General features: G+C 69.9%; 24 protein-coding genes. 15 read left to right on the top strand and 9 right to left on the bottom strand.

Annotated features, from left to right (window positions below; translation table 11 throughout):
- The first annotated feature begins 52 nt into the window (after positions 1-52).
- The 4 genes from EPL04_RS07185 to EPL04_RS07170 all read left to right on the top strand — a co-directional run bounded on the left by EPL04_RS07185 (position 53) and on the right by EPL04_RS07170 (position 2,866).
- Positions 53-1,204 carry a thiolase family protein gene (locus EPL04_RS07185; protein WP_134670653.1) on the top strand — a complete coding sequence of 384 codons (1,152 nt, stop codon included), beginning with the start codon at positions 53-55 and terminating at the stop codon, positions 1,202-1,204.
- 1 nt (position 1,205) lies between these two features.
- Positions 1,206-1,571, top strand: a complete 366-nt coding sequence (locus EPL04_RS07180; RefSeq protein WP_134670652.1) for a Zn-ribbon domain-containing OB-fold protein — start codon at positions 1,206-1,208, stop codon at positions 1,569-1,571.
- A 233-nt stretch (positions 1,572-1,804) separates the two neighbouring features.
- Positions 1,805-2,074 carry a hypothetical protein gene (locus tag EPL04_RS07175; RefSeq protein ID WP_134670651.1) on the top strand — a complete coding sequence of 90 codons (270 nt, stop codon included), beginning with the start codon at positions 1,805-1,807 and terminating at the stop codon, positions 2,072-2,074.
- Positions 2,075-2,311: 237 nt separating this feature from the next.
- Entirely contained in the window at positions 2,312-2,866 is a 555-nt protein-coding gene (locus tag EPL04_RS07170; RefSeq protein WP_134670650.1) for a metal-dependent hydrolase, read from the top strand.
- Here the strand turns inward: EPL04_RS07170 and EPL04_RS07165 are convergent, their stop codons facing one another.
- The 3 genes from EPL04_RS07165 to EPL04_RS07155 are packed head-to-tail and all read right to left on the bottom strand — an operon-like array spanning position 2,867 to position 6,058.
- On the bottom strand, positions 2,867-3,676 hold the full coding sequence (locus EPL04_RS07165) for a DUF7547 family protein (RefSeq protein ID WP_209019586.1): 810 nt from the start codon (positions 3,674-3,676) through the stop codon (positions 2,867-2,869).
- Between the two features lie 39 nt (positions 3,677-3,715).
- Complete coding sequence (locus EPL04_RS07160; protein ID WP_134670649.1) at positions 3,716-4,921, bottom strand: GNAT family N-acetyltransferase; 1,206 nt, start codon at positions 4,919-4,921, stop codon at positions 3,716-3,718.
- A gap of 45 nt (positions 4,922-4,966) precedes the next feature.
- On the bottom strand, positions 4,967-6,058 hold the full coding sequence (locus tag EPL04_RS07155) for an NADH:flavin oxidoreductase/NADH oxidase (protein WP_134670648.1): 1,092 nt from the start codon (positions 6,056-6,058) through the stop codon (positions 4,967-4,969).
- Between the two features lie 125 nt (positions 6,059-6,183).
- On the opposite strand from EPL04_RS07155, the gene EPL04_RS07150 reads away from it, so the two are divergent.
- The gene (locus tag EPL04_RS07150) at positions 6,184-6,864 is read left to right on the top strand and encodes a DUF7504 family protein (RefSeq protein WP_134670647.1); all 681 of its coding nucleotides are present in this window, start codon (positions 6,184-6,186) and stop codon (positions 6,862-6,864) included.
- 39 nt (positions 6,865-6,903) lie between these two features.
- Here the strand turns inward: EPL04_RS07150 and EPL04_RS07145 are convergent, their stop codons facing one another.
- Together EPL04_RS07145 and dpsA are read right to left on the bottom strand one after the other, a co-directional pair.
- Entirely contained in the window at positions 6,904-7,704 is an 801-nt protein-coding gene (locus EPL04_RS07145; RefSeq protein ID WP_134670646.1) for a hypothetical protein, read from the bottom strand.
- An 84-nt stretch (positions 7,705-7,788) separates the two neighbouring features.
- Positions 7,789-8,325 (bottom strand): DNA starvation/stationary phase protection protein DpsA, encoded by a 537-nt coding sequence (gene dpsA, locus EPL04_RS07140; protein ID WP_134670645.1) that lies wholly within the window; start codon positions 8,323-8,325, stop codon positions 7,789-7,791.
- Positions 8,326-8,482: 157 nt separating this feature from the next.
- Here dpsA and EPL04_RS07135 point away from each other — a divergent pair, with 157 nt between their 5' ends.
- The 3 genes from EPL04_RS07135 (at position 8,483) to EPL04_RS07125 (ending at position 12,597) form a co-directional block, all read left to right on the top strand.
- Entirely contained in the window at positions 8,483-9,913 is a 1,431-nt protein-coding gene (locus tag EPL04_RS07135) for an aldehyde dehydrogenase family protein (RefSeq protein ID WP_134670644.1), read from the top strand.
- 203 nt (positions 9,914-10,116) lie between these two features.
- Entirely contained in the window at positions 10,117-10,725 is a 609-nt protein-coding gene (locus EPL04_RS07130) for a plastocyanin/azurin family copper-binding protein (RefSeq protein ID WP_134670643.1), read from the top strand.
- A 657-nt stretch (positions 10,726-11,382) separates the two neighbouring features.
- The gene (locus tag EPL04_RS07125; RefSeq protein WP_134670642.1) at positions 11,383-12,597 is read left to right on the top strand and encodes a Cdc6/Cdc18 family protein; all 1,215 of its coding nucleotides are present in this window, start codon (positions 11,383-11,385) and stop codon (positions 12,595-12,597) included.
- A gap of 98 nt (positions 12,598-12,695) precedes the next feature.
- Here EPL04_RS07125 and EPL04_RS19005 read toward each other — a convergent pair whose 3' ends face one another.
- A complete protein-coding gene (locus EPL04_RS19005) occupies positions 12,696-13,415 on the bottom strand; it encodes a cupredoxin domain-containing protein (RefSeq protein ID WP_209019585.1) in 720 nt (239 codons plus the stop codon).
- 127 nt (positions 13,416-13,542) lie between these two features.
- Between EPL04_RS19005 and EPL04_RS07115 the strand changes: the two genes are divergently transcribed.
- Positions 13,543-14,508, top strand: coding sequence for a carbohydrate kinase family protein (locus EPL04_RS07115; RefSeq protein WP_134670641.1), 966 nt, complete (start codon positions 13,543-13,545; stop codon positions 14,506-14,508).
- 5 nt (positions 14,509-14,513) lie between these two features.
- On the opposite strand, the gene EPL04_RS07110 is transcribed toward EPL04_RS07115, so the two are convergent.
- Complete coding sequence (locus tag EPL04_RS07110) at positions 14,514-15,029, bottom strand: cupin domain-containing protein (RefSeq protein ID WP_134670640.1); 516 nt, start codon at positions 15,027-15,029, stop codon at positions 14,514-14,516.
- Positions 15,030-15,223: 194 nt separating this feature from the next.
- Between EPL04_RS07110 and EPL04_RS07105 the strand changes: the two genes are divergently transcribed.
- The 6 genes from EPL04_RS07105 (at position 15,224) to EPL04_RS07080 (ending at position 20,291) form a co-directional block, all read left to right on the top strand.
- Positions 15,224-15,889: a sigma-E factor regulatory protein RseB domain-containing protein gene (locus EPL04_RS07105; RefSeq protein ID WP_134670639.1), complete on the top strand. Its 666-nt coding sequence runs from the start codon at positions 15,224-15,226 to the stop codon at positions 15,887-15,889.
- Positions 15,886-16,806: a S49 family peptidase gene (locus EPL04_RS07100; RefSeq protein WP_209019584.1), complete on the top strand. Its 921-nt coding sequence runs from the start codon at positions 15,886-15,888 to the stop codon at positions 16,804-16,806. The genes EPL04_RS07105 and EPL04_RS07100 overlap by 4 nt, the downstream gene beginning before the upstream one ends.
- Positions 16,793-17,872 (top strand): DUF4350 domain-containing protein, encoded by a 1,080-nt coding sequence (locus EPL04_RS07095; RefSeq protein WP_134670638.1) that lies wholly within the window; start codon positions 16,793-16,795, stop codon positions 17,870-17,872. The genes EPL04_RS07100 and EPL04_RS07095 overlap by 14 nt, the downstream gene beginning before the upstream one ends.
- An 81-nt stretch (positions 17,873-17,953) precedes the next feature.
- On the top strand, positions 17,954-19,534 hold the full coding sequence (locus EPL04_RS07090) for a uracil-xanthine permease family protein (protein WP_134670637.1): 1,581 nt from the start codon (positions 17,954-17,956) through the stop codon (positions 19,532-19,534).
- A gap of 51 nt (positions 19,535-19,585) precedes the next feature.
- Positions 19,586-19,891, top strand: coding sequence for a MazG nucleotide pyrophosphohydrolase domain-containing protein (locus tag EPL04_RS07085; RefSeq protein WP_134670636.1), 306 nt, complete (start codon positions 19,586-19,588; stop codon positions 19,889-19,891).
- 88 nt (positions 19,892-19,979) lie between these two features.
- On the top strand, positions 19,980-20,291 hold the full coding sequence (locus EPL04_RS07080) for a hypothetical protein (RefSeq protein WP_134670635.1): 312 nt from the start codon (positions 19,980-19,982) through the stop codon (positions 20,289-20,291).
- A 31-nt stretch (positions 20,292-20,322) separates the two neighbouring features.
- Here EPL04_RS07080 and EPL04_RS07075 read toward each other — a convergent pair whose 3' ends face one another.
- Together EPL04_RS07075 and EPL04_RS07070 are read right to left on the bottom strand one after the other, a co-directional pair.
- Positions 20,323-21,192 carry a class 1 fructose-bisphosphatase gene (locus EPL04_RS07075; protein WP_134670634.1) on the bottom strand — a complete coding sequence of 290 codons (870 nt, stop codon included), beginning with the start codon at positions 21,190-21,192 and terminating at the stop codon, positions 20,323-20,325.
- The gene (locus tag EPL04_RS07070; protein WP_134670633.1) at positions 21,189-21,983 is read right to left on the bottom strand and encodes a class I fructose-bisphosphate aldolase; all 795 of its coding nucleotides are present in this window, start codon (positions 21,981-21,983) and stop codon (positions 21,189-21,191) included. Before EPL04_RS07070 ends, EPL04_RS07075 begins: the two co-directional genes overlap by 4 nt.
- Between the last annotated feature and the right edge of the window lie 44 nt (positions 21,984-22,027).

Raw genomic sequence — 22,027 nt, 5'->3', positions numbered from 1 at the left:
CTTCCCGGTCGATCCCCGGATTATAAATCCACACTCCCCATTCGGCCCACACATGGACCGTGTCGCAATCATCGGTGCCTCGATGACCGCGTTCGGCGAGCGCGAGGCGTGGATCCGCGACCTCCTCGCGGAGGCCGGCCGTGAGTGCCTCGACGACGCCGGCGTGGCCCCAGACGAGGTCGAACACCTGTACGTCTCGAACATGGCCAGCGGCGAGTTCGAGGGCCAGACCGGCGTTCCAAACGCCTTGGCCCACGACCTCGGCGCGGTGCCGGCCTACACCCAGCGCGTCGACCAGACCAGCGCGTCGGGCGGGGCCGGCATCTACGCCGCGTGGCAGTCGGTGGCCTCGGGCGCCTCCGAACTGACCCTGCTGGTCGGCGGCGAGAAGATGACCCACCGCACGACGGCGGAGGCGACCGACGTGATCGCGTCGCTGACCCACCCCGCCGAGTACAAGCACGGCGTGACCCTGCCGAGCTTCGCGGGGCTGACCGCCCGCCGATACCTCCACGAGTACGACGCCCCCCGCGAGAGCCTCGCGAAGGTCGCGGTCAAGAACCACCGCAACGGGCTCGACAACCCACACGCCCAGTTCCGCAAAGAGGTCGACGTCGAGACGGTGATGGACTCGCCGATCGTCGCCGACCCCCTGCGGCTCTACGACTTCTGTCCGATCACCGACGGGAGCGCGGCGCTGCTGTTGTGCCCCGAATCGGTCGCCCGGGAGATGGGCGCACCGTACACCGTCGTCTCGGGGATCGGCGGCGCGACAGACACCCACGTCGTCCACGAGCGCGCGGATCCGACGGTGATGGGCGCGGCCGTCGAGAGCTCCGACCGAGCCTACGCGATGGCCGACCGCGAACCCGAGGACGTCGACGTGGCGGAGCTCCACGACATGTTCACGATCCTCGAATTCCTCCAGAGCGAGGCGGTCGGGTTCTTCGAACAGGGCGAGGGCTGGAAGGCCGTCGAGGAGGGGGTGACCGACCGAGACGGCGACCTCCCGATCAACACCTCGGGCGGCCTCAAGTCGAAGGGCCATCCGCTGGGCGCCAGCGGGGTCGCACAGGCCTACGAACTCCACCAGCAGGTGCTCGGCGACGCCGGTCCCCGGCAGGTCGAGGCGGAGGTCGGCCTCGCGTGCAACGTCGGCGGGTTCGGCAACTGCGTGACCACCACCCTCGTGGAGGCACCCTGAGATGAGCCTCGACGCTCACCGCTGTCCGAACGGCCACCTGACCTACCCGGGACACGAGCGGTGTCCCGACTGTGGCCGGCCCCAGACCGAAACCGTCGACCTCGGCGACGAGACCGCGACGGTCGTGACGTGGACGGAAAACACCGCGACCCCGCCGGGGGTGCGCCGGCCGAACTCGCTCGCGATCGTCGAGTTCGACGTCGAGGGCGAGTCGGTGCGCGCGATCGGTCAGGTGACAGCCGACGCCGACGTCGAGATCGGCGACGAGGTCCGGCCGGTGTACGCCGAGCAACTCCGGGATCCGGACGCCGGCATCCGCGAGCCCGAGAGCCAGTCGTGGGACGGCTATCGGTTCGAGCCGGTCTGAGCGAGCGTTTAGGCGAGCGGGACGGCTCGAACCGAAGAAGTCCGTACCCATCTGGGCGGCCGCGTGCGAGCGTTCGGTTCGACTCCGGGCGAGACGACCTCTGTCCAGCAATCGATCGATGCGGAGACCTCATTCCTATAAGAAAAACTTCATAACTGGAGTTCAGTAAGCCGCGCTACAAAAATGTAGTTCAGATTATAGTTATGGCGCCCCGGGTCGTGGATCGAAACGTGATGAGACCACCACGACGAGATCCCCTTCGGGATCCACGGCCGAACCACGGCGTCCCGCGCACCGTCCTCGGCGCGGTCGCGGCGACAGTGCTGATTCCCGGGCTGGTGATCGCGGTCCTCTACCCCGTCGCGGCGGTGAGCGTCGTCGTCTCGGGGATCGGCGCGGCCCTCGCCATCGGGGCACTCGTCCGACGCTATCGAGTCCGCAGGCGTCGGGGACGGACCCGAGAGGTCTGCGTTCCGAAGACCGGCGTCTGTGTCGAGGTGTAGCGCCGAAGCGAGCCTCGTTTAAGTAGCTCTGGCGACAAGGAGTAGATACGAGCGGCCCGACGCGGACCTCGTCCATCGTCTTTTCCCGACCGACCGCCCGACGGAGCCGACCGGCCGTCGATTTCTCGCCGATGCCCTCGTCGGTCGCATCGGTGGTCGCCGCGATCGACCGTGTGTCACCGCCCCAATACCTTAAAAACCGATAGATTGACATTGAGTCGATGGTCGGGTTCAGGTATGTTCCCGCCGGGCCACTACGGAATGGCGCTCGCGCTCTACGCGGTCGTCGGAGCGCTCGTGTTGCGCCGGGGGTACGTCCGCGACGCCCTCTCGGGGGGCGCCATCGTCCTCGCGTACACGCTGTTTCCCGACGTGGACGGCAAACTCGAGTTCGTGGTCCACCGCGGCGTGACCCACACGCTGTGGTTCGCCGCGGCGGTCGGCCTCTTCTGTGTTCTGGTCGTGGCGTCCGATCTGCGCGGCCGCTCGGGTCGGTCGGCGGTGGCGGGCGCGTGCTGGGCGTTCTTTCTCGGCTCGTTCGCCGTCGTCGCGCACCTCGCGGCCGACCTGCTGAACCCGTGGGGCGTGATGCCGTTCTACCCGGTGACGCCGGCACTCTACTCGCTCGACGTGGTGCGAGCGACCAACCCGGCCGCCAACTACGCGATGCTGGCGGGCGGCCTCTGCATCGGGGCGACCGCGTGGACGCTCGCGCACCCCGCCGGCGCTCGCGCGTCGCTCGCGATGCGGTTGTATCGACGACTCCGGGGCGAGGTCGCGGTCGCCGAGTGATCAGGCGGCGTTCGAGTCGCCGCCGTCGCCGTCACTGCCGTCGGCGTCGGTCCCATCATCGGTATCGTCACTGTCTTGGCCGTCAGTCCCAGCGTCGGCTTCGGCGCTGTCTTCGCCGTCGGTAGCGGCGCTATCGTCGCCGTCCGACCCGTCTCCGTCCGCGCGTCGGTCGCCGTCGAGTTCGTCCTTGATCGACCGGAGTTCCGCGTCGACGTCGACCTGCGGCTCCCCGGCGTCGTCTTCCGCGTCGTCTTCGTCCCGGTCGTCGGGGTCGCCGACCTCGATGGTCGTCGCGCCGTCGAGGTCGTCGCGGTCGTCTCGCCGGGGGTTGCGGGCCTCGTCGGCGTCCGCGCGACTCTGCTCGACGCGGTCGCGGATCTCGCGGTTGATCCGGCGCGCGTCGTCGAGGATGTCGCGGGCCTCGCCGTCGCGCGGGAGGTCTGACTCCCGGATCGTGGCTTCGACGTCTTCGAGCGCGTCCTCCAGCCGGTCGAGGGTGGCTCGGCTCGCGTCGGCGGCCCGGGATTCGAGCCGGTCGCGCTCCTCGCCGACCGCGCTCCGTTCGGGGTCCACGACCCGGATGATCCGTTCGAGCGCCTTCAGCGCCCGGATGTTCGCTTCGAGGACCGAGATGGTGGTCGGGATCGCGTACTCGCCGGTGAACGACAGCACCTCGCGGGGCGTCGGCGGTCGCGGCAGGCCGCCCGGTCCCCGGGGCGGCTCGCCGAGTTCGTCCCGGAGCTCGCGGACCCGATCCTCGAGCTCGCGCACCCGTTCTTCCAGTTCCTCGCGGTCGCGGTCGTCTCTCATGGTCGGGCCTTCGTGTCGCACCGTAAAGAGCTTGGCCGCTCAAAAGCCCTCCCGGAGGAAGACCTCTCGCTCGGGATACATGGCCGCGAGCGTCCCGCGGACCGCCGGCGTGCGGACCGCCAGATCGCCCAGTCGCTCGGCGTCGGAGACCGAGTGATAGCCGACGTACACCTGAGCGAGCGTGGAGACTCCGACGGTCGCGTCGGGGGCCGCGTCGGCGGGGTCGCAGGTGGCCGCGCCGTCGGCTACCGCGATCCGGAACCGCCGGTCGTTCCAGTCGGCCAGCGGATCCGAGACCCCGAGGACGAACTCCCCGTCGACGCCGGGGTAGTCGAGCGCCTCGACCGCGGCCGGCACGTCGACGAGCCGGACCATCGGCCCGGGCCGCACCTCGCAGTCGACCCGCGCGGGGTCTTCGGCCTCGTCGAGCAGGCTCGCGTCGTGTGGCCCGTGAACCGCGACGGTCTCGACCTGCGAGTCGTGGTTCGCGAGGAATCGCAGGAGATTGAGGAACGCCTCGCGGTCGGCGTGGGCGAGTTCGAGCGCGACGAGCCGGTTGCCGTCGCCGTCGTCGTCGATGCGGTAGACGACGAACCCGCGGGGCTCGCCGTCCCGCTCCCACGCGTAGACGTAGGGGTCGGTCTGCCAGCTCTCGAAGACGCGCTTTCGCCACCACTCCTCGGTGCGGTCCATCGTCAGCTCGAACCGCTCGCCGTGGGCCGCCAGGACCGGGTCGAGGTCGGCCCAGTCGTCGGGCTCGACCCGCCGGAACGCGCCGACCGACTCGTTGTCGCCGGCCTCGCGAGCCGCCTCGCGGGCGAATTCGAGCGCTTCGGGCGGGCACTCGAACCGGGTCCACTTGTTCGCGAGCCCCCATCCCTGCCGCTCGTAGAAGGGGTGTTTGAACGCCCAGAGGGCGGTGAGGTAGTCTCCCCGGTCGCGGTACTCTTCGAGCGAGGCCCCGAGCAGGCGGGCCACGTTGCCCTGTCGGCGGTGTTCCGGGGGCGACGCGACCGCCGAGAGCCCGGGCATCTCGTGTGACCGGCCGCGGAGGCCGACCCGAAACCAGTGGTGGCGACACACCGCGAGCAGGGCCTCGCCGTCGAACAGCCCGCGGGCCTCGCCCGGCTGTTCGGCGGGGTCCCAGTCCGATTCGGCGTCCGGCCCCTCCTGCGGGCTGAACGCGTACCGGAGGTAGTCCTGAAACTGCTCGGTCCGGTCGTCGGGGAGCGGGCGGTAGTCCATGTACGGTCGGCCGGCCGGGACCGAGAAATAGCTTACCGAGGTGTGTTACTGGAACCCGCGGCGGTACTGAACCGGCACCTCGACGCGGTCGGTCGCGCCGAGCGCCTCGGCGGCGTGGAGCGCGAAGTACGGGTCCCGGAGGTGCTCGCGGCCGACGATCGCGAGGTCGGCCCGGCCGTTCCGGATCAGGGCGTCGGCCTGCGCCGGCTCGGTGATGCCGCCCACGGCGCCCACGAGCGCGTCGGTGTTCTCGGCGACGCGCTCGGCGTACCGCACCTGGTAGTTCGGGCCGGTCTGGGGGATCTGCTGGTCGGGATGGACGCCGCCCGAGCTCACGTCGATCAGGTCGGCGCCGGCCTCCGCGAGCAGGGGGCCGAGCCGGGCGGTGTCCTCGACGGTCCACGATTCGCGGTCGGGGAGCCAGTCGCTGGCCGAGACGCGGACGAAGACGGGCCGGTCGTCGGGCCACACCTCCCGGACCGCCGCGGTGACCTCCCGGAGGAGTCGAGTCCGGCCCTCGAAGTCGCCGCCGTACTCGTCGTCGCGGTCGTTGGTGACCGGCGAGAGAAACTCGTGGAGCAGGTAGCCGTGGGCGGCGTGAACCTCGGCGACGTCGAAGCCCGCATCGAGAGCGCGCTCGGCCGCGACCGCGAAGTCCTCGACGAGCCCGTCGACGTCGTCGCGATCCATCTTCCGCGTCTCGGCGCGGCCCTCCTCGTAGGGGTACGGCGTCGCGCTCGGCGCCAGCGTCTCCCACCCGCCCCCGTCGGGACTCAGGGGGTCGCTACCGTCCCACGGTCGGGTCTTGCTGGCTTTTCGGCCGGCGTGGGCCAACTGGATCGCGGAGGTCGCGCCCCGGTCGGCGATGAAGTCGGTGATCGGCGCGAGCGCCTCGGCGTGCTCGTCGCTCCAGATGCCGAGGTCGTTGGGCGTGATGCGTCCGCGGGGCTCGACCGCGGTGGCCTCGGTCATCACGATACCGGCGCCGCCGGTGGCCCGACTCCCGAGGTGGACCTCGTGCCAGTCGGTCGCGAGCCCGTCGGTGTCACACGAGTACTGACACATCGGCGAGACCATCACGCGGTTTCGGACGGTCGTCTCTCGAATCGTCAACGGGGCGAACAGATCGTCGGTCATCGGGTGACCCTCGGCGCTCCCCCCTCGAAAGGCCTCGGCTTTCCACCGAACTTGCCGAGAGTTCGGTCGCGGTATTTCGCGGCGGGGAAATACTTATTGTAGGGTTCGCCGTCATTGGTGAATCGATGGGTGGGGAGCAACGAACCGGCGAGGCGGAGTTGGGCCGGTTCAGGCGGCGACTGCTGGAACTGAAACGCGAGGGGTGTAACGTGTTGGTCGTCGGCGACGCGGCTGGGGCGTCGGCCTGCCGGCGACTCCTCGGGGATTCGAGCGCCGGACCGCGCTACCGAGTGTTCGTGGCGGCCGACGCCGACCGATCGAGCGCCAGGGACCGCCTCGACGCCATCGACGAGGACCGGACCCGGGACGCCGCGGCGGTGGTGGTCTGGCGGCCGGGCGGTCGCGACGCGGCCGGCGGCTCGTCGGCGTCCGCCGACTCGCTGGACCGGGACGTGACCGTCGAATCGGCAGACCTCCACGCGCTGGGCGCCGCGGTCGCGGAGACCGTCGAGGCGCTCGCGTCGGGCGCCGAACGACGCTCGCCCGCGCGGCTTCGGCTCTGTTTCGACTCGCTCGCGCCGGTGGTCGACGGCCACGGGGTTCGGGACGCCCGGCGATTCCTGCTCGGAGTCACCGAGACCGTCGAGCGCGTCGACGGGATGGGCCACTACCACTTGCCGGGTCGGTACGACCGCGACGCGCTGGCGGCCCTGTTCGACGGCACGGTCGAGGTTCGGCGCGCCCGAGACGGCGTCGAACAGCGGTGGCGCGTCGACGGGATGGACACCGGCTGGATTCGGCTCTGAGCCGTCGAGGTCGAGATTCCGGATCGAGGCGGCCGACGGCTACGGATCGGCCATCGAGCCGTCGTCGCCGGTCGACCCCGAGCGCTCGCGTGTGAGATACCACCAGTAGTCGCGGTTCAGGCGCTTCCAGACGCCGGGATCGGTGCCCGGCGACTCGCGGTTGAGCTCGCGAATCCGCCGGACGTCCCGTCGGGTCAGCTTCCGGAAGTGAGGCTTGGCGAGGAGTTGGGCGACACCCCGGGAGCTCTCGGTGCCTTCGATGCGTTGCTTGCGTCGCTCGCGGTCTTCGGCGACCAGCTCGCGGGGGCTGAGGCTGTAGTAGTACGCTTGGACGGTCGGGAACCACGCGTCGCTGACGGCCCCGTCGGTACAGCCCACGAGCGCCGACCGGAACGCGACGAGACGCTCGCGGCGGTCCGGGCCCGCGCGTTCGGCTCGGTCGGCCGCGGCCTCGGAGAGCGCGTCGTGGGCGGCGAGGACCGTTCGGAGATCCTCGGCCGCGTCGCTGAACCGCTCTGCGGTCTCGATCCGGAAGCGCCGCTCGGCGCGCTGGTCGTGTTTGTAGTACTTCCCGGTCGCCTCGGACTCGTACTCGCGGGCCGCGAAGTAGCGTCGGTTGAGCCCGACGAGCGCCTTGAGGTACGCCGTCTTCAGTTCGTCGGGGTCGTCGGCGTCCGGCGACGTGCGCTCGCCGTCGCCGATCGGCGCGCGCAACGCGGTTCGGCCCGCCGACGCGAGCGACGAGAGGAACCGCTCGCCGTCGTACCGCAGGAAGTCCTGTCGCCCGTCGTTGTCCTCCACGAGGTACTTCGAGCCCGTGAAGAACGCCTTCGACACCATGGCGGCTACTCGGTCGAGACGTGTCCCCGATGAGGTATAAACGTCCGCCGGATTATCACCGCCGAGAACGCCGACCCCCGACGGTCACCAGAGCGTGAGCGAGTCCTCTTCGAGGAAGTGGTCGATCTCGTGGGCGTACTCTTCGATCCCGACGAGTTGTTCGCGCAGTATCTCGCCGGTCGCGTGATCGCCGAGGCTCTCGGCGAGTTCGATGTGGCTGCTGACGCTCTCGATGATGTCGCCGTACGCGTCGAGGTCGTGACCGAGCGAGGTGCGGACGTCGTAGACGTCCTCGCCCTCGAACGGGACGGGGCTGTGGCGTTCGAGCGCGGCCGGACCGCTGACGGGGACTCCCCCGAGTGCCTGTACGCGCTCGGCGATCTCGTCGGCGTTCTCCTCGGCGTCCTCGGCGGCTTCGCCCAAGAACAGGTGGAGCGACCGGTACTGGGCGCCCGCGACGTTCCAGTGGTGTTTTCGAAGTTGATGGTACAGGACGTACGTCGCCGCGAGGTCGGCGTTCAGCGCCTCGACGATCTGTTCGGCCTTCCCGGTGTCGAGCCGGACCGGGTTCGGTTCGACCGTTCCGGCCTGCCTGCGAATCTCCTGTCGTTGCTGGCTCATGTTGTCTCTCCCCGACAGGGAGACGACGCGAGGACGCTTAAGCGTGTGCGCCGCTCGGGTCGGCGCCTCGACCCGGGATCGGGTAGGTCGGCGGTCCGACAGTTCGTTAATCCGAGTTTGAGTAAATATTTTACGCACGCGGGCCCAAGAGGCGGCTATGTCACAACAGCCACTACAGCGTCGGGAGCGCCTCTACATCGACGGCGACTGGCGCGACGCCGACGACGTGCTCGAAGTCACCGACCTCGCTGACGGCGGTGCGTTCGCGCGGGTGGCGGCCGCGAACCCCGAGCAGGCCGACGCCGCGCTGGCGGCGGCCGAGCGCGCCCGGTCGGCGATGCGCGAGACCACGATCCCCCGGCGCGCCGACTGGATGGACGAGATCGCCGACCGACTGCTCGCCCGCAAGGAGGAACTCGCGGAGGTCATCGTTCGCGAGGCCGGCAAGCCGATCTCCTCGGCGCGCGGCGAGGTCGAGTCGGCCGCCGAGCGGTTCCGCCGGGCCAAAGAGGAGATACGGGCGCTCAAAGGCGAGTACCGCGAGGGCACCACCGCGGGCCACGAGGGCTGGGAGGCCATCGTCAAACACGAGCCGGTCGGCACCGTGCTCGCGATCACGCCGTACAACTACCCCCTCTCGACAACCGCGCTGTCGGTCGCGCCCGCGCTGGCCGCCGGCAACGCCGTGATCCTCAAGCCCGCGAGCGACACGCCGGTCAGCGCCGCGATCCTCGCCGACGTGATGTCCGAACTCGATCTCCCCGACGGCGCGTTCAACTTCGTCCCCGGAAAGGCGAGCGACATCGGCGACGTGCTGGCGGGCGACGACCGCGTCAACACGATCTCGATGACGGGATCGAGCGCCGCCGGCAAGCACGTCGCCAAAGAGAGCGGCATGGTGAACCTCCACATGGAACTGGGCGGGAACGCGCCGGCGGTCGTCTTCCCCGACGCCGACCTCCCGGACGTGGCCGGTCAGTGCGCGAAGGGGTCGTTCAAGTACGCGGGCCAGCGGTGCTCGGCGGTGAGTCGGGTGCTCGCCCACGAGTCGATCCACGACGAGGTCGTCGACCTGCTCGAAGCCGAGATGGACGCCTGGCGGCCCGGCGACCTCTTCGAGGAGGAGACGACGATGGGGCCGCTCATCAACGAGGGGCAGGCCGAGTGGGTCCAAGAACTGGTCGAGGACGCCGTCGAGAAGGGCGCGGATCTGGTCCGGGGCGGCGAGCGCGACGGAATCGACTTCGAGCCCACCCTGCTGGCGAACGTGCCCCACGACGCCCGGATCGTCCACGAGGAGCAGTTCGGGCCGGTGGCGGCGGTGACCGCGTTCGACACCGAGGACGCGGCCGTCGAGATCGCAAACCGCGGCGACCTCGCGCTCGACGCGTCGGTGTTCACCAACGACCACGAGCGCGCGATGGACCTCGCCGACCGCCTCGACGCCGGGGCAGTCCGCATCAACGGCGCCCCGAGCCACGGACTCGGCGACATCCCGTTCGGCGGCAACGAAGCCTCCGGCATCGGCCGGCAGGGCCTCTACGTCACCATCGAGGAGATGGTCCGCGAGAAGAGCATCGTGCTGTAATCGGCAATTTCGCCCGACGCCGCTCGACGACGCTCGGTGGTAATCGGAGGTAGAGTTTCGGCGACGGCGTCGCGCGCGCTTTAGCCGGTCCGTTAGGCGTCGTTCACGCGAGAAACGTCCGGTTTCGCGTTCCGTTACGCTCCGTTGTGCCCCGAACGACTGTGGCCGTTTATTGGGCCGACGCTACTCCCACTGGTGGAGCCATGACCGAAGAAAACGCGTCGAACGGCAGTAGCACATCGCGCAGACGGTTTCTGACGATCACGGCCGGCACCATCGTCGGGACCTCCGCGCTGGCGGCCGGTCAGGAGACGACGACCGAGTCGGCGGCCCCCGAGCCCGTCGAGTCCTATCGGTTCGGCGGCGAAGTACAGGCGTGGCAGGGCAGAGCGCCCGAGGCGATCGCCGACACCGAAAACCCGACCCTCGAGTTAGAAGCCGAGCGGGTCTACGAGGTCACCTGGGAGAATCTCGACGGTCAGCCCCACAACTGGGCGTTCCGCGACGGCGACGGCAACGATCTGGCGGTCATCTACCCGAACGTGGAGTCCGGAACCGCCGGCGAGGGGACGACGACCGAGGCCGCGACCGCGACGACGGCCGCCGAGACCACGACGGGCGAGATGACGACCGTCGAGGCGCCCGAAGACGCGATCGAGCAGACCGAACAGATCTCCGAGGAGGGCGCGACCCAGACGTTCCACTTCGTCGCCACCGAGGAGATCGCCGACTACTACTGTCCGGTCCACCCGAACACGATGGTCGGCGAGGTGACCGTCCAGAGCGGTGACGGGACGACCACGACCGAGTAGTCTGACGCCCGTTCGCGATGGGCCTCGTTCCCTTGGGTGCGGTGGTCGTCGTCGCAGTGTCTGCGGGAGTCGATGCTCCGCCGACTGGGGCAGTCGCAGTCCGTCGACCGGAAGTGGCGCAGTCTGCCGACTGGGGTCAGTCGCACTCCGCCGACCGGAAGTGGTCGCAGTCCGCCGACCAGAAGTGATCGCAGTCTGCCGACAGCGGGATAGGGTGATCGAGCGAGCGACTGCGCCGAGGATGCGACCGCATCGAGGATACGACCGCGTCGCGGATCGCGAGCGCCGCCACCCGTCGTTTCCGCTGTTTCGTCTGTCCGATATTGTTTATAAATTCCCCACCCCGGCGTTCCGCTGAATCGGGGCTCGGCGGGAGGGAGGGGTCAGGGCGTCGCCGTCGTTCGGCGTGCTGTCGATGCCGTGGGCGTGCTATATAGTCGATATTGACTACAGTACGGACATGGTTTCACCGACTGATACAAGAAACTTTCTGTTCCCGGGACCGGTTTTCGGGGGGACCCACCCCTCGAGCGCGATTCAGCGGAACGCCGGGGTGGGGGTCATTTTTAAATCACGACCACAGACGAATCAGCGGAATCAGCGGAACGGGTGGTTTCGATAGCTTGATGGGCACGCCCCGACTCCGACCCGAGTACTATGGGTTCGTTCGACTTCGTCCGCGAGTACTCTCCCTACACGAACCGCGAGGCGTTACTCGACGACTACACGCCCGACACGCTGGTCGGGCGCGACGACGAACTGGAGGAGTACCACGGCGCGCTCCAGCCCGCGATCTACGGCGAACAGCCCGACAACATCTTCCTCTACGGCAAGGCCGGCGTGGGCAAGACCGCCGCCACGCGCTTTCTGTTGAACAAGCTCGGCGAGAACGCCGAGGCGTACGAGGACCTCGAGGTCCGGACCGAGATCGTCAACTGCGACGGACTGAACTCCTCGTATCGGGTCGCGAGCCACCTCGTCAACGCCCTGCGCCCGCCGTCGAACCGCATCAGCGAGACCGGCTACTCCCGATCGCAGGTGTACGACCTGATGTGGGAAGAACTCGACTCCCACGGCGGCATCATCCTCGTCGTACTCGACGAGATCGACCACCTCAAGGACGACTCCATCCTCTATCAGCTCTCGCGGGCCCGCGAGAACGAGAACCTCACCGAGGCCCGAATCGGGCTCATCGGCATCTCGAACGACCTCACCTTCCGCGACTCGCTTTCGCCGAAGGTCCGGTCGTCGCTCTGTGAGCGGGCCATCTCCTTTTCGACGTACGACGCCAACGAGCTCCGAGCGGTCCTCGACCAGCGCCGGAAGGTCGCGTTCAAAGACGACGTGCTCACCGACGACGTGGTGCCCCTCTGTGCGGCGTTCGGCGCCCAAGAGTCCGGCGACGCCCGGAAGGCCCTCGACCTGCTGCTCAAGGCGGGGGACCTCGCCCGCGAGGAGAACGACGAGCAGGTGACCGAACAGCACGTCCGGCGGGGCCGCCAACTGCTGGAACGCGAGCAGGTCGCCCGCGGGATCGCCGATCTCAACGACCACGAGCGGCTGGTGGTGTACGCGCTGGCGACTCTCGAAGCCGAGAGCGACACGCCCGCCCGCTCGCGGGCCATCTACACCCGGTACAAGTCGCTGGCCGACGCCGCGGGCAAGGATTCGCTGACCGCGCGGTGGCTTCGCGAGCACCTCGACGACCTCGCGATGCTCGGCATCCTGAACGTCACCGAGATCAACGAGGGATCGGCGGGCGGCAAGTACCGCGAGTACGACCTCCAGCAGGACCTCGCGGTGGTGCTCGACGCGCTGGAGGAGACCTTCGAGTCGATGGGCGTCCACACGAGCGTGAAAGGATATCTGTAGGCGCGCGGCTCGCGACGAGGACGGCGAGGGGTCTCGCGGCCACCGACGCGCGAGTCACGCTCGCGGCTCGGTCCGTGACGATCTCGCCCGCCGGACCATCAGTTCGGCGCGCCTCCCTCCTGTCCGTCGCGCTGGCGCCGCGTCAACAGGAACAGCGCGAACAGGAGCGGCGAGAGGAACAGGACCAGCACCGAGCCGGCGACCGCGAGGATTTCGAGCGGAACCGCCCCGTCGGCGGCCTCGCCCGTGTCCGCTCGGGCGCCGGCCCCGGCTCCCGCCTCGCCCTCGACTTCGATGTCCCCGACCATGGTCGACTGGTGATAGATGCAGATGTACTCGGCCATCGCGGGCGTCGCGGTGAACGTCACCGACGCGGTCGCGCCCTCCTGAGTCACGTCCTCGGTGCTGGCCAGCTCTTCGCCGTCCTCGGTCCGTACCACGAAGTTGTGGATCACCCCGTCGAGGTTCTCCCAGACGACCTCGTACTCGGTGCCGGCCTCCAGTTCGAGCGTCGGATTCGTCTCCCCGGCGATCGACTCCGGGGCGCGGGCCTCCCACCCGGGGACGTGCCCGCCGAAGCGGTACGTCTCGGTCTGGGCCGCACCCTCGCCGCTCGCGGCCGTCGCCGCGCCCGCGGCGGCCGCGGCCCCGCCCGTCGCGCGAAGGAACGTCCGGCGAGTCACTTGCCCCTCGCCCGATAGCTCGTCGTCGTCGGTCGCCGACGGCGTCGCTTCTCGCTCGGTCGTCGACGGCGTCGCTTCTCGCTCGGTCGTCGACGGCGCGCCCCGCTGTGAGTCGTGGTTCGTGGTTCCGTTCATCACCCATCCCCCGGTGGGGTTCGCCACACCGGGACAAGAAACCACGGGCTCGCGGTGGCGGGGCCTCTCCCCGCGAGCCGGTGTCCGACCGCGAAACCCAAGGGGATGGCCGCCGAATCTCGGCGCCATGACCGACTCCGAGCCCGCGGTGCTGGTCGCCGGCGAGGCGCTCGTCGACTTCCTCCCGGACCGACCCGCCCGGCTCGCCGACGTCGAGAACTTCGCCCGGCGGGCCGGCGGCGCGCCCGCCAACGTCGCGGTCGGGCTGGCTCGCCTCGGGACGACGCCGTGGTTCTGGACGCGGGTGGGCACCGACCCCTTCGGCGACCACCTCGCCGAGACGCTCGCGGCGAACGGCGTCCCCGACCGGTTCGTCGAGCGCGATCCGGACGCCCGGACCGCGCTGGCGTTCGTGAGCCACGACGAGGCGGCCGACCGGGCGTTCACGTTCTACCGGAACGACACCGCCGACACCCGACTCGAACCCGGAACGGTGCCCGACGCGGTCCTCGACTCGGTCGCGTGGGTGTACGTCGGCGGGGTGATGCTCGCGGCCGACCCCGGCCGGACCGCCACGTTCGACCTCGCCGAACGCGCCGCGGCCCGCGACTGCACCGTCGTGTTCGACCCGAACGCCCGGCCCGAGCTCTGGGCGGACCGCGGGGCCTTTGCCGACAGCGCGGCCGAGATGTTCGACCACGCCGACGTGGTGAAAGCGACCTCCGAGGACCTCCGTGAGGCGGGTGTCGACGCCGACGACCCCCACGGGCTCGCCCGGGCGGTCTGCGAGCGCGGCCCCCACACCGCGCTGGTGAGCCGCGGCGAGGCGGGCGCGCTCGCCCGGGCGACCGACGCGGCCCCGTGGGGGCCCGACGCCGTCGCCCACGACGGGTACGCGGTCGATCCGGTCGACACCACGGGCGCCGGCGACGCCTTCACCGCGGGGGCGATGGCGGCGCTGGCCGGCGGCGAGCGGTCGCTGTCGGGGGTCCTCTCGTTCGCCAACGCCGTCGCCGCGATCACGACCACCGAGGCGGGCGCGATGGCCGCGTTGCCGACCCGCGAGCGGGTCGAGCGGTTCCGCGGTTCGTAGCCGGCTCAGTCCCGGTGCTCGTCGTCGTTGTCCGACTCGCCGGCCTCGCCCGCCCAGTAGTCGACGTCGGCGTCCGTCGGGTAGTAGCCGTGGAGGCGCCGGTCGTCGCTCCCGCCCGGCGGCGACCCGACGAACACCCCGAGCTTCTCCGAGTCGGGGTAGACGGTCACCTCCGGGTCGTCCATCGTCGACACCGCCAGATACCGGAGCGGTTCGTCGCCGTCGTTGACCACCCTGTGGGCGCCCCGCTCGTCGGCGGGGAGCGCGACGTAGTCGCCCGCGGCGAGCGCGAGGGACTCGTCGTCGAGTCGAAGCCGTCCGTCCCCGGCGAGGACGTAGAGGGCCTCCTCGTTTCGAGTGTGATAGTGGTAGGGCCACGACCGCTTGCCGGCGGGCAGTTCGTAGAGGCTACACCCCAACTGGTCGCCGCCGGCGGCCTCGCCGAGCTGTTTGCGTCTGAACTCCGCGTCGCCCGCTTCGAATCTCGTCCAGTCCATCCGTTCGGCGTTGATACGTCCCATACCCAGAACGTCACAGCCGAGCTACATAACTGTCGGCTCGCTCGGGACCGCCGATTCGTCGGCCCGGTCGCGACGCTCGCCGATCGGGAAGCCGCTCTTCGTGAGACGCTGACGGTCCGTGCGGCGACCGAACACTGTATGATCCGATACGAAACTGGTACGTTTTTAAATCGTTAGTGAGAACTGACATTCGGATGTCACCGCTACAGCCGCCCGATCCCCGCCGCTCCGTTTCGGTGCTCGGCGTCGTCGGGCTCCTCCTGACCGCCGGCTGTCTCGGCCCGGCCGGGACGGCCGTCGACGACCCCGAGTCGGTCGCACAGCAGGTCGAGGCGCGCTACGACGCGCTCGACGAGTACACAACCACGATCGAACGCACCGTCTCGGTCGGCGAGACGACCCGGACGACGCGGGCCACGGTCCGCTTCGAGAAGGGCGAGTCGCTCCGGATCGCCCACCAGACGGGCCCCGACGCGGGCACCGTCACCGTCGTCGAGGACCCCTCGCCGGCGACGCTGCTCTCGACCGACGCGGCGGCGACCGCGACCCCCGGCGCCGAGACGCCGGCCTCCTACGGCGCGTTCGCCGGCCGGCTCGTCGAATCGCACAACGTGACCTACCGCGGGACCGCGGTCGTCGGCGACCGCGCCGCGGTCGTCCTCTCGATCGACCCCACGAACGCGACGACCGACCGGCCGGCCGAGCGCCGGATCTGGATCGACGCCGAACGCCGCGTCCCGCTCCGGATCGAGTCGACGTGGGAGCGCGAGTCCGGTACCGTCACCGAGACGATCCGGTTCACCAACACGTCGGTGACCGCCGCCAACGCCACCGCCGCCCAAGGAGGTGTCGCGGCGTGAAACCCGACGACTCCGGACTACTCGATCGCCTCGGCGGCCCGATCGTCGTCTTCGGCGTGATCGGACTGCTGGTCGGAGCCGGAGCCGCGCCGTACGCGTGGAACGCCGCGACGGCGCCCGACGGTACCGTCGCTGTCGTGGAGGTCCACGGCACGATTACCGGCGACACCGCCACCGCGGCGGTCGACGACCTGCGCGAGGCCCGTCAGAACGACTCCATCGAGGCGGTCGCGCTCGACGTCAACAGTCGCGGCGGCTCGGCGGCCGCCAGCGAACAGCTCTACCTCGCGGTCAAGCGAACCCAACAGACGATGCCGGTCGTCGCGAGCGTGACCGGCTCGGCGGCCTCGGGCGGCTACTACGCCGCCGTCCCGGCCGATCGGATCTTCGTCTCGCCCGCGGGCAGCGTGGGTAGCGTCGGCGTGCGCGCGCTGCTGCCATCGGGAGGCGGGCCGGCCGGCGAGATCACGACCGGTCCCGACAAGCGTTCGACCGCGACCGAGGCCGAGGTCCGGCGCCGGGTCGAGACCCTCCGGCGCGCGTTCGTCGGATCGGTCCTCGAAGAGCGCGGCGACGCGCTCGATCTCACCGCCGAGGAGCTCTCGTACGCGAAGCTCTACTCGGGGTCCCGGGGCATCGAGGTCGGCCTCGCCGACGAGGTCGGCGGCGTCGACGCCGCCATCGGGGCCGCCGCCGACCGCGCGGGCCTCGCGAACTACCGGACCGTCCGGATGGAGTCGCCGGCCCCGAGCGTGCTCGGGCAACTCGGGCTGAACGCCACGGCCAGCGACGGGCCGACCACCCGCGCCACCTTCGGGTACGCGGGAGTCGACACCGTCCAGTATCTGATGCTCCACGGGCAACTGGAGACCGACCGCACCGTGACCGCGGAGGTGAGTACGAATGCGACGAACTGAGCTCCTGAAGAGCGTCGTCGCGTTCGCGCTCGTGGCGGGCGTCGTGCTGGCGAGCGTCGCCGGCGCGGGCGTCCTGCTCGGCGACGCGACCGACGCGTCCACCGATCCGGACGCGCCGGCGTTCACCTCGGACTCGCTGCCGGCCACGCCGGTCGCCGACGACGGGACGGTCACGGCGCCGGAGGGCGACGAGCCCAAGACGGTGGTCGTCGACCGGAGCCACGCCAACGCGGTCCAGAAGAGCGATCTCCAACCGCTCGTCGACGCGCTGATCGCGCAGGGCCACGAGGTCCGGTTCCACACCGGCGCCGGCGCCGGGCAGGGCCTCGGCGGGTTCTCGGGTGGCTCGGGCGAGTCGACGTTCAACGACACGCTCAGGTCGGCCGACGCCTTCGTCGTGGCCAACCCCGCGACCGAGTACACCGCCGACGAGATCGCCGGCATCGAGGCCTTCGCCGAGGCGGGCGGTCGGGTGCTGTTGCTCGCCGATCCCGCCGGCGCGCCCGCCTCCTCTAGTGCCAGTTCGCTCCCGATCCCGCTCGGGGGCGCCAGCGGTTCGTCGGCGACGCCGGGCCAGCCGACGAACCTCGCGGCCGCGTTCGATCTCTCGTTCGACGCCGGCTACCTCTACGACATGGCCGAGAACGCCAACCACTTCCAGAGCGTCTACGCCGCGCCGACGGGCGACGGACCGCTCGCGACCGGCGCGGACCGGGTCGTCCTCCGGGACGCCGCGGCGATCGCGACCGGCCCCGACGCCGAGCCGGTGCTCGCGGCCGCGGACGCTCGCCTCTCGTCGACGCGTCGGGCCGGGAACTACACCGTCGCCGCGCGCGCCGGGAACGTGACCGCGATCGGGGACACCGACTTCCTCGCGCCCGCGACCGCGACGGTCGGCGACAACGACCGACTGGTCGGCAACGTCGCCGGCTTCCTCGTGACCGGCGAAAAGACCGCGGAGGCTCCGGCCCCCGCGGGCGGATCCAGCGGTGTGCCCGAACTCGGACCCGGCGGCGTGACGCCGCCCCAGACGGGCAATCAGACGACCAACGCCACCTCGGGCTGACTGTCGGTCCCGCGGCCCCGACGATCAGTCGCGCCGCTTTTGTATCCGGTCTTCGGATGCTGTGGTAACCGAGTCAGAACCGTGACCGAGAACCACGAACGCGACGCGGGGTCGGAGCCGACCGAATCCGACTTCGTCGACTACGGCATCGATGAGCGACCGCCGCTGGGGGAGTCGATCCTGCTCGGCGTGCAACACTACCTCACCATGGTCGGGGCCAACATCGCGGTCCCGCTCATCCTCGCGGGGGCGCTGGGAATGCCCGAACCGCTGTGGCCCCGGTTCATCGGGACCTTCTTCGTGGTGTCGGGGATCGCGACGCTCGCCCAGACGACGCTCGGCAACCGCTACCCGATCGTGCAGGGGGCGCCGTTCTCGATGCTCGCGCCCGCGCTCGCGGTCGTCGGCGTGGTACAGGCCACGAACCCGACGGGGATGGCCGACTGGCGGGCCGCACTGCTCGGCCTCCAAGGGGCGATCATCGTCGCGTCGCTGTTCGAGGTCGCGATCGGCTACTTCGGACTGCTCGGACGGCTCAGGCGGTATCTCTCGCCGGTCGTCATCGGACCGACCATCGCGCTCATCGGGCTCTCGCTGTTCGACGCGCCGCAGGTCACCGCGGCGACACAGAACTGGCCGCTGTTGTTCGTGACGCTCGCGCTCATCACTCTGTTCTCGCAGTACCTCGACTCCCGGAGCCGGGTGTTCGCGCTGTTCCCGGTGTTGCTGGGCGTCGTCGCGGCCTACGCTCTTGCGGTCGCACTCTCGCTGGCCGGCGTCTACGCCCCCGGCACCTCGGGGTACGTCGACGTGACGGGGATCTTCGAGGCGCCCGCGGTGGTCGTCCCGTACCCGCTCCAGTGGGGAATGCCCCAGTTCGAGGCGTCGCTCGCCATCGGGATGCTCGCGGGGGTCGGGGCCTCGATCATCGAGAGCTTCGGGGACTACCACGCCGTCGCGCGCCTGTCGGGCGTCGGCGCGCCAAGCGAGAAGCGCATCGACCACGGCATCGGCATGGAGGGGCTGATGAACGTCTTCTCCGGGCTGATGGGCGCGAGCGGCTCGACGTCCTACTCGGAGAACATCGGCGCGATCGGCCTGACGGGGGTCGCCTCGCGGTACGTGGTGCAGGTCGGAGCGGTCGTGATGGTCGGGGTCGGGTTCGTGGGCTACTTCGGGGCCGCGATCCGGTCGATCCCCGACCCGGTGGTCGGCGGGCTCTACGTCGCCATGTTCGGCCAGATCGTCGCGGTCGGGCTCTCGAACCTGAAGTACGTCGACCTCGACTCCTCGCGCAACATCTACGTCATCGGCGTCTCGCTGTTCGCGGGGCTCGCGGTCCCGGCCTACATGGGCAACGTCGCGGCCGCGGCCCCCGACGGGATGGGCGGTGCCGCCTTCTTCCGCCAGAGCCTCGCGAACGTCGCCGTGGTCGGCCCGGTGCTCGGGACGAAACTGGTCGCCGACACCGTCTACGTGATCGGGGGCACCGGCATGGCGGTCGGCGGGCTGGTCGCGTTCGTCCTCGACAACACCATCGAGGGGACCCGCGCCGAGCGCGGACTGGAGGCGTGGGCCGAGATCGCCGAGGACGAAGGCGACTTCCGGACCGCCTTCGAGCGGTTCGGCGCCGACGACACCGACCCCGTGAAAGGCGACTGACACCGCGGATAGTTCGATAGATTGAACTGTCTCACCCTCGGGTCGTCGGGCATGGACGCACAGCGACAGGTCGCGGCGTTCGTCGACCGCTACGACATCGACGCGCCGCCGGCCTACCGCCTGCTCGACCTAACGTCGGAGCTCGGAGAGCTCGCCAAGGACGCCAACACCTCGACGGGCTACGGCGACGACCCCGACGCGCTCGCGCTCTCGGAGGACGAACTCGGTGACGCGCTGTTCGCGTTGCTCGCGCTCGCCGAGTCAGTCGGGGTCGACGCCGACGACGCCCTCGGCTCCGCGCTCGCGAAGTACGAGGCGCGGCTCGACGAAACCGGCGACGCCGGCTCGGGCGAGTGAGTTCCGGGCGGTTTCGACGCCCGTCACCGGCCGGGGTTCGTCGCCGGCGGCCCCCACACTCAACCCGGATGCCGTCGAACCCGACCACATGCCGATGGAAACGTACACGCTCGTGATCACCGAGGACGACGATCGGAGCGGACTCATGGGTGACGTGTACACCGACGACGGGACCATCGCCGAGTCGGTGTTTCTCGACTACGACGACTACGGCCTGCGCGCGGACGGGGACGCCGATCCCGACGAGCGCCGCCGTGAGACGACCGCCGACGTGACGACGTTGAACCTCGACGTGGCCCGCGACGACGGGAGCTTCCAGTTGCGACTGCTCGGCGACGGGAGCCGGGAGCTGTTGACCGAACGCGTCGGCGACGACGAGTGGCGCCTCTCGGCGGAGTGACTGACGGCGCGAGAAGACGAGACGGGCGGGGCTACTCGAACGCCGACTCCAGCCGATCGACGAGCCCCTCGTTGCCGACGTACACCGGCGTGCGCTGGTGGAGTTCGTCGGCGTCGGCGTCGAGGATCGACCCGGAACCGTCCGAGGACGCCCCGCCGGCCGATTCGACGATGTAGGCGATCGGGTTGGCCTCGAACTGGAGCCGGAGCTTGCCCTCGGGCCGGGAGTCGAGTTCGGGGTAGCCAAACACCCCGCCGTAGGTCACCACCTGATTCACGTCGCCGATCATCGCACCGCCGTACCGGAGTTTGAGTTCGCGCTCGATCTCTCCGGCGTAGTCGGCGAACCGGTCGGTCCAGTCGGGTACGCGCCCGCCGAAGCCGTAGACGACCGGCTCGTCGGGCAACGAGAGGTCCTCGCGGACCGCCCGTCGGTCGGCGAGTTCGCCGTCCGCACCCTCCAAAACGTACTCGGTCACCGCGCCGTCCCGGGCGACTACCATCGTCGTGATCGGCCCGTAGAGGACGTAGGCGGCCCCAACGAGCTCCCGCCCTCTCGCGGGGAGGTCGTCGTCGTAGACGCCGACGATCGTCCCCATCGAGTTGTTGGACTTGAGGTTCGACGAGCCGTCGAGGGGGTCGATCGCGACGGCGTACCCCTCGCCCGCGTCGACGACGCCTTCGCGCTCCTCGCTGGCGAACTGGCCGACGCCGTCGAGGGCCGTCAGGCGGTCTTCGAGCAGTTCGTCGGCCCACACGTCGGCGGCCAGTTGGGTCTCGCCGCTGGGGTTTTGCTCGTCGGCCTTCCGACGGCGACCCGCGAGTCCGCTCCGGATCTCGGGGGCCGCGTTCGCGACCGTCTCGAGGACCCGCGAGATCGGGTCGGCGCCGGGGTCGCTCATTCGTCGAGCGCTTCGTCGGCGGTCGCGTCCTCGAAGATCACCTGTTCGAGCGCGTCGAGGATCGCCTCCGGATCCTCGCGCTGCCAGACGTTCCGACCGACCGCGAGTCCGGAGCCCCCGGCGTCCATCACTGCCTCGACGCTCGAGAGGAACTCGTAGTCGCTGACCTTCGAGCCGCCCGACATGACGACGGGCACGTCGGCCGCGGACTCGACCGCCCACTCCATCGACTCCCGGGAGCCGGGGTACTTGACCTTCGCCATGTCGGCGCCGATCTCGAGCGCGATGCGGGTCGCGTACGCGATCACGCTCTCTTTGGTGTCGTTTTTCAGCCCCTGTCCGCGGGGGTACGACCACATCACGACCGGGAGGTCGTACTCGGAGTGGGCCGTCTCTTGGACGTCCCGGAAGTCCTCGTACATCGCCTTCTCGTTGTTCGACCCGGAGTAGACCGTGTAGCCGACCGCGTCGGCGCCGAGCTCGGCGGCGTACTCGACCGTCCAGTTCTGGGGCGAGTGGGGCTCGCCCATCCAGAGGTTGCTGGTGCCGTTGAGCTTCGCCAGCAGGTTCACCTGATCGTCGTAGGAGGGGTAGTACGTCTCGGCGACGCCCTTCTGGACCGCCAGCGTCGTGACCGCGTCGTGGGTCGCGATGTCGAAGACCGTCTCGGGGTCCAGCGTCTCGGGGACCGAACTGAAGTCCGCCGAGGGGCCGTGTTCGAGCCCGTGGTCGTAGGCGAGGATGAGGGACTTCCCGTCGCGCGTGATCGGTGAGTCGTCGAGCGGAATCATTCGTTCCAAAATCCGATAACCTCGCATAAGAGTTTAATGGTCAC

This window comes from Halorussus marinus, assembly GCF_004521895.1.
Classification (GTDB): domain Archaea; phylum Halobacteriota; class Halobacteria; order Halobacteriales; family Haladaptataceae; genus Halorussus; species Halorussus marinus.
Note: the sequence above shows the minus strand (reverse complement) of the source record. Positions and strands in the feature narration are given on the sequence as shown.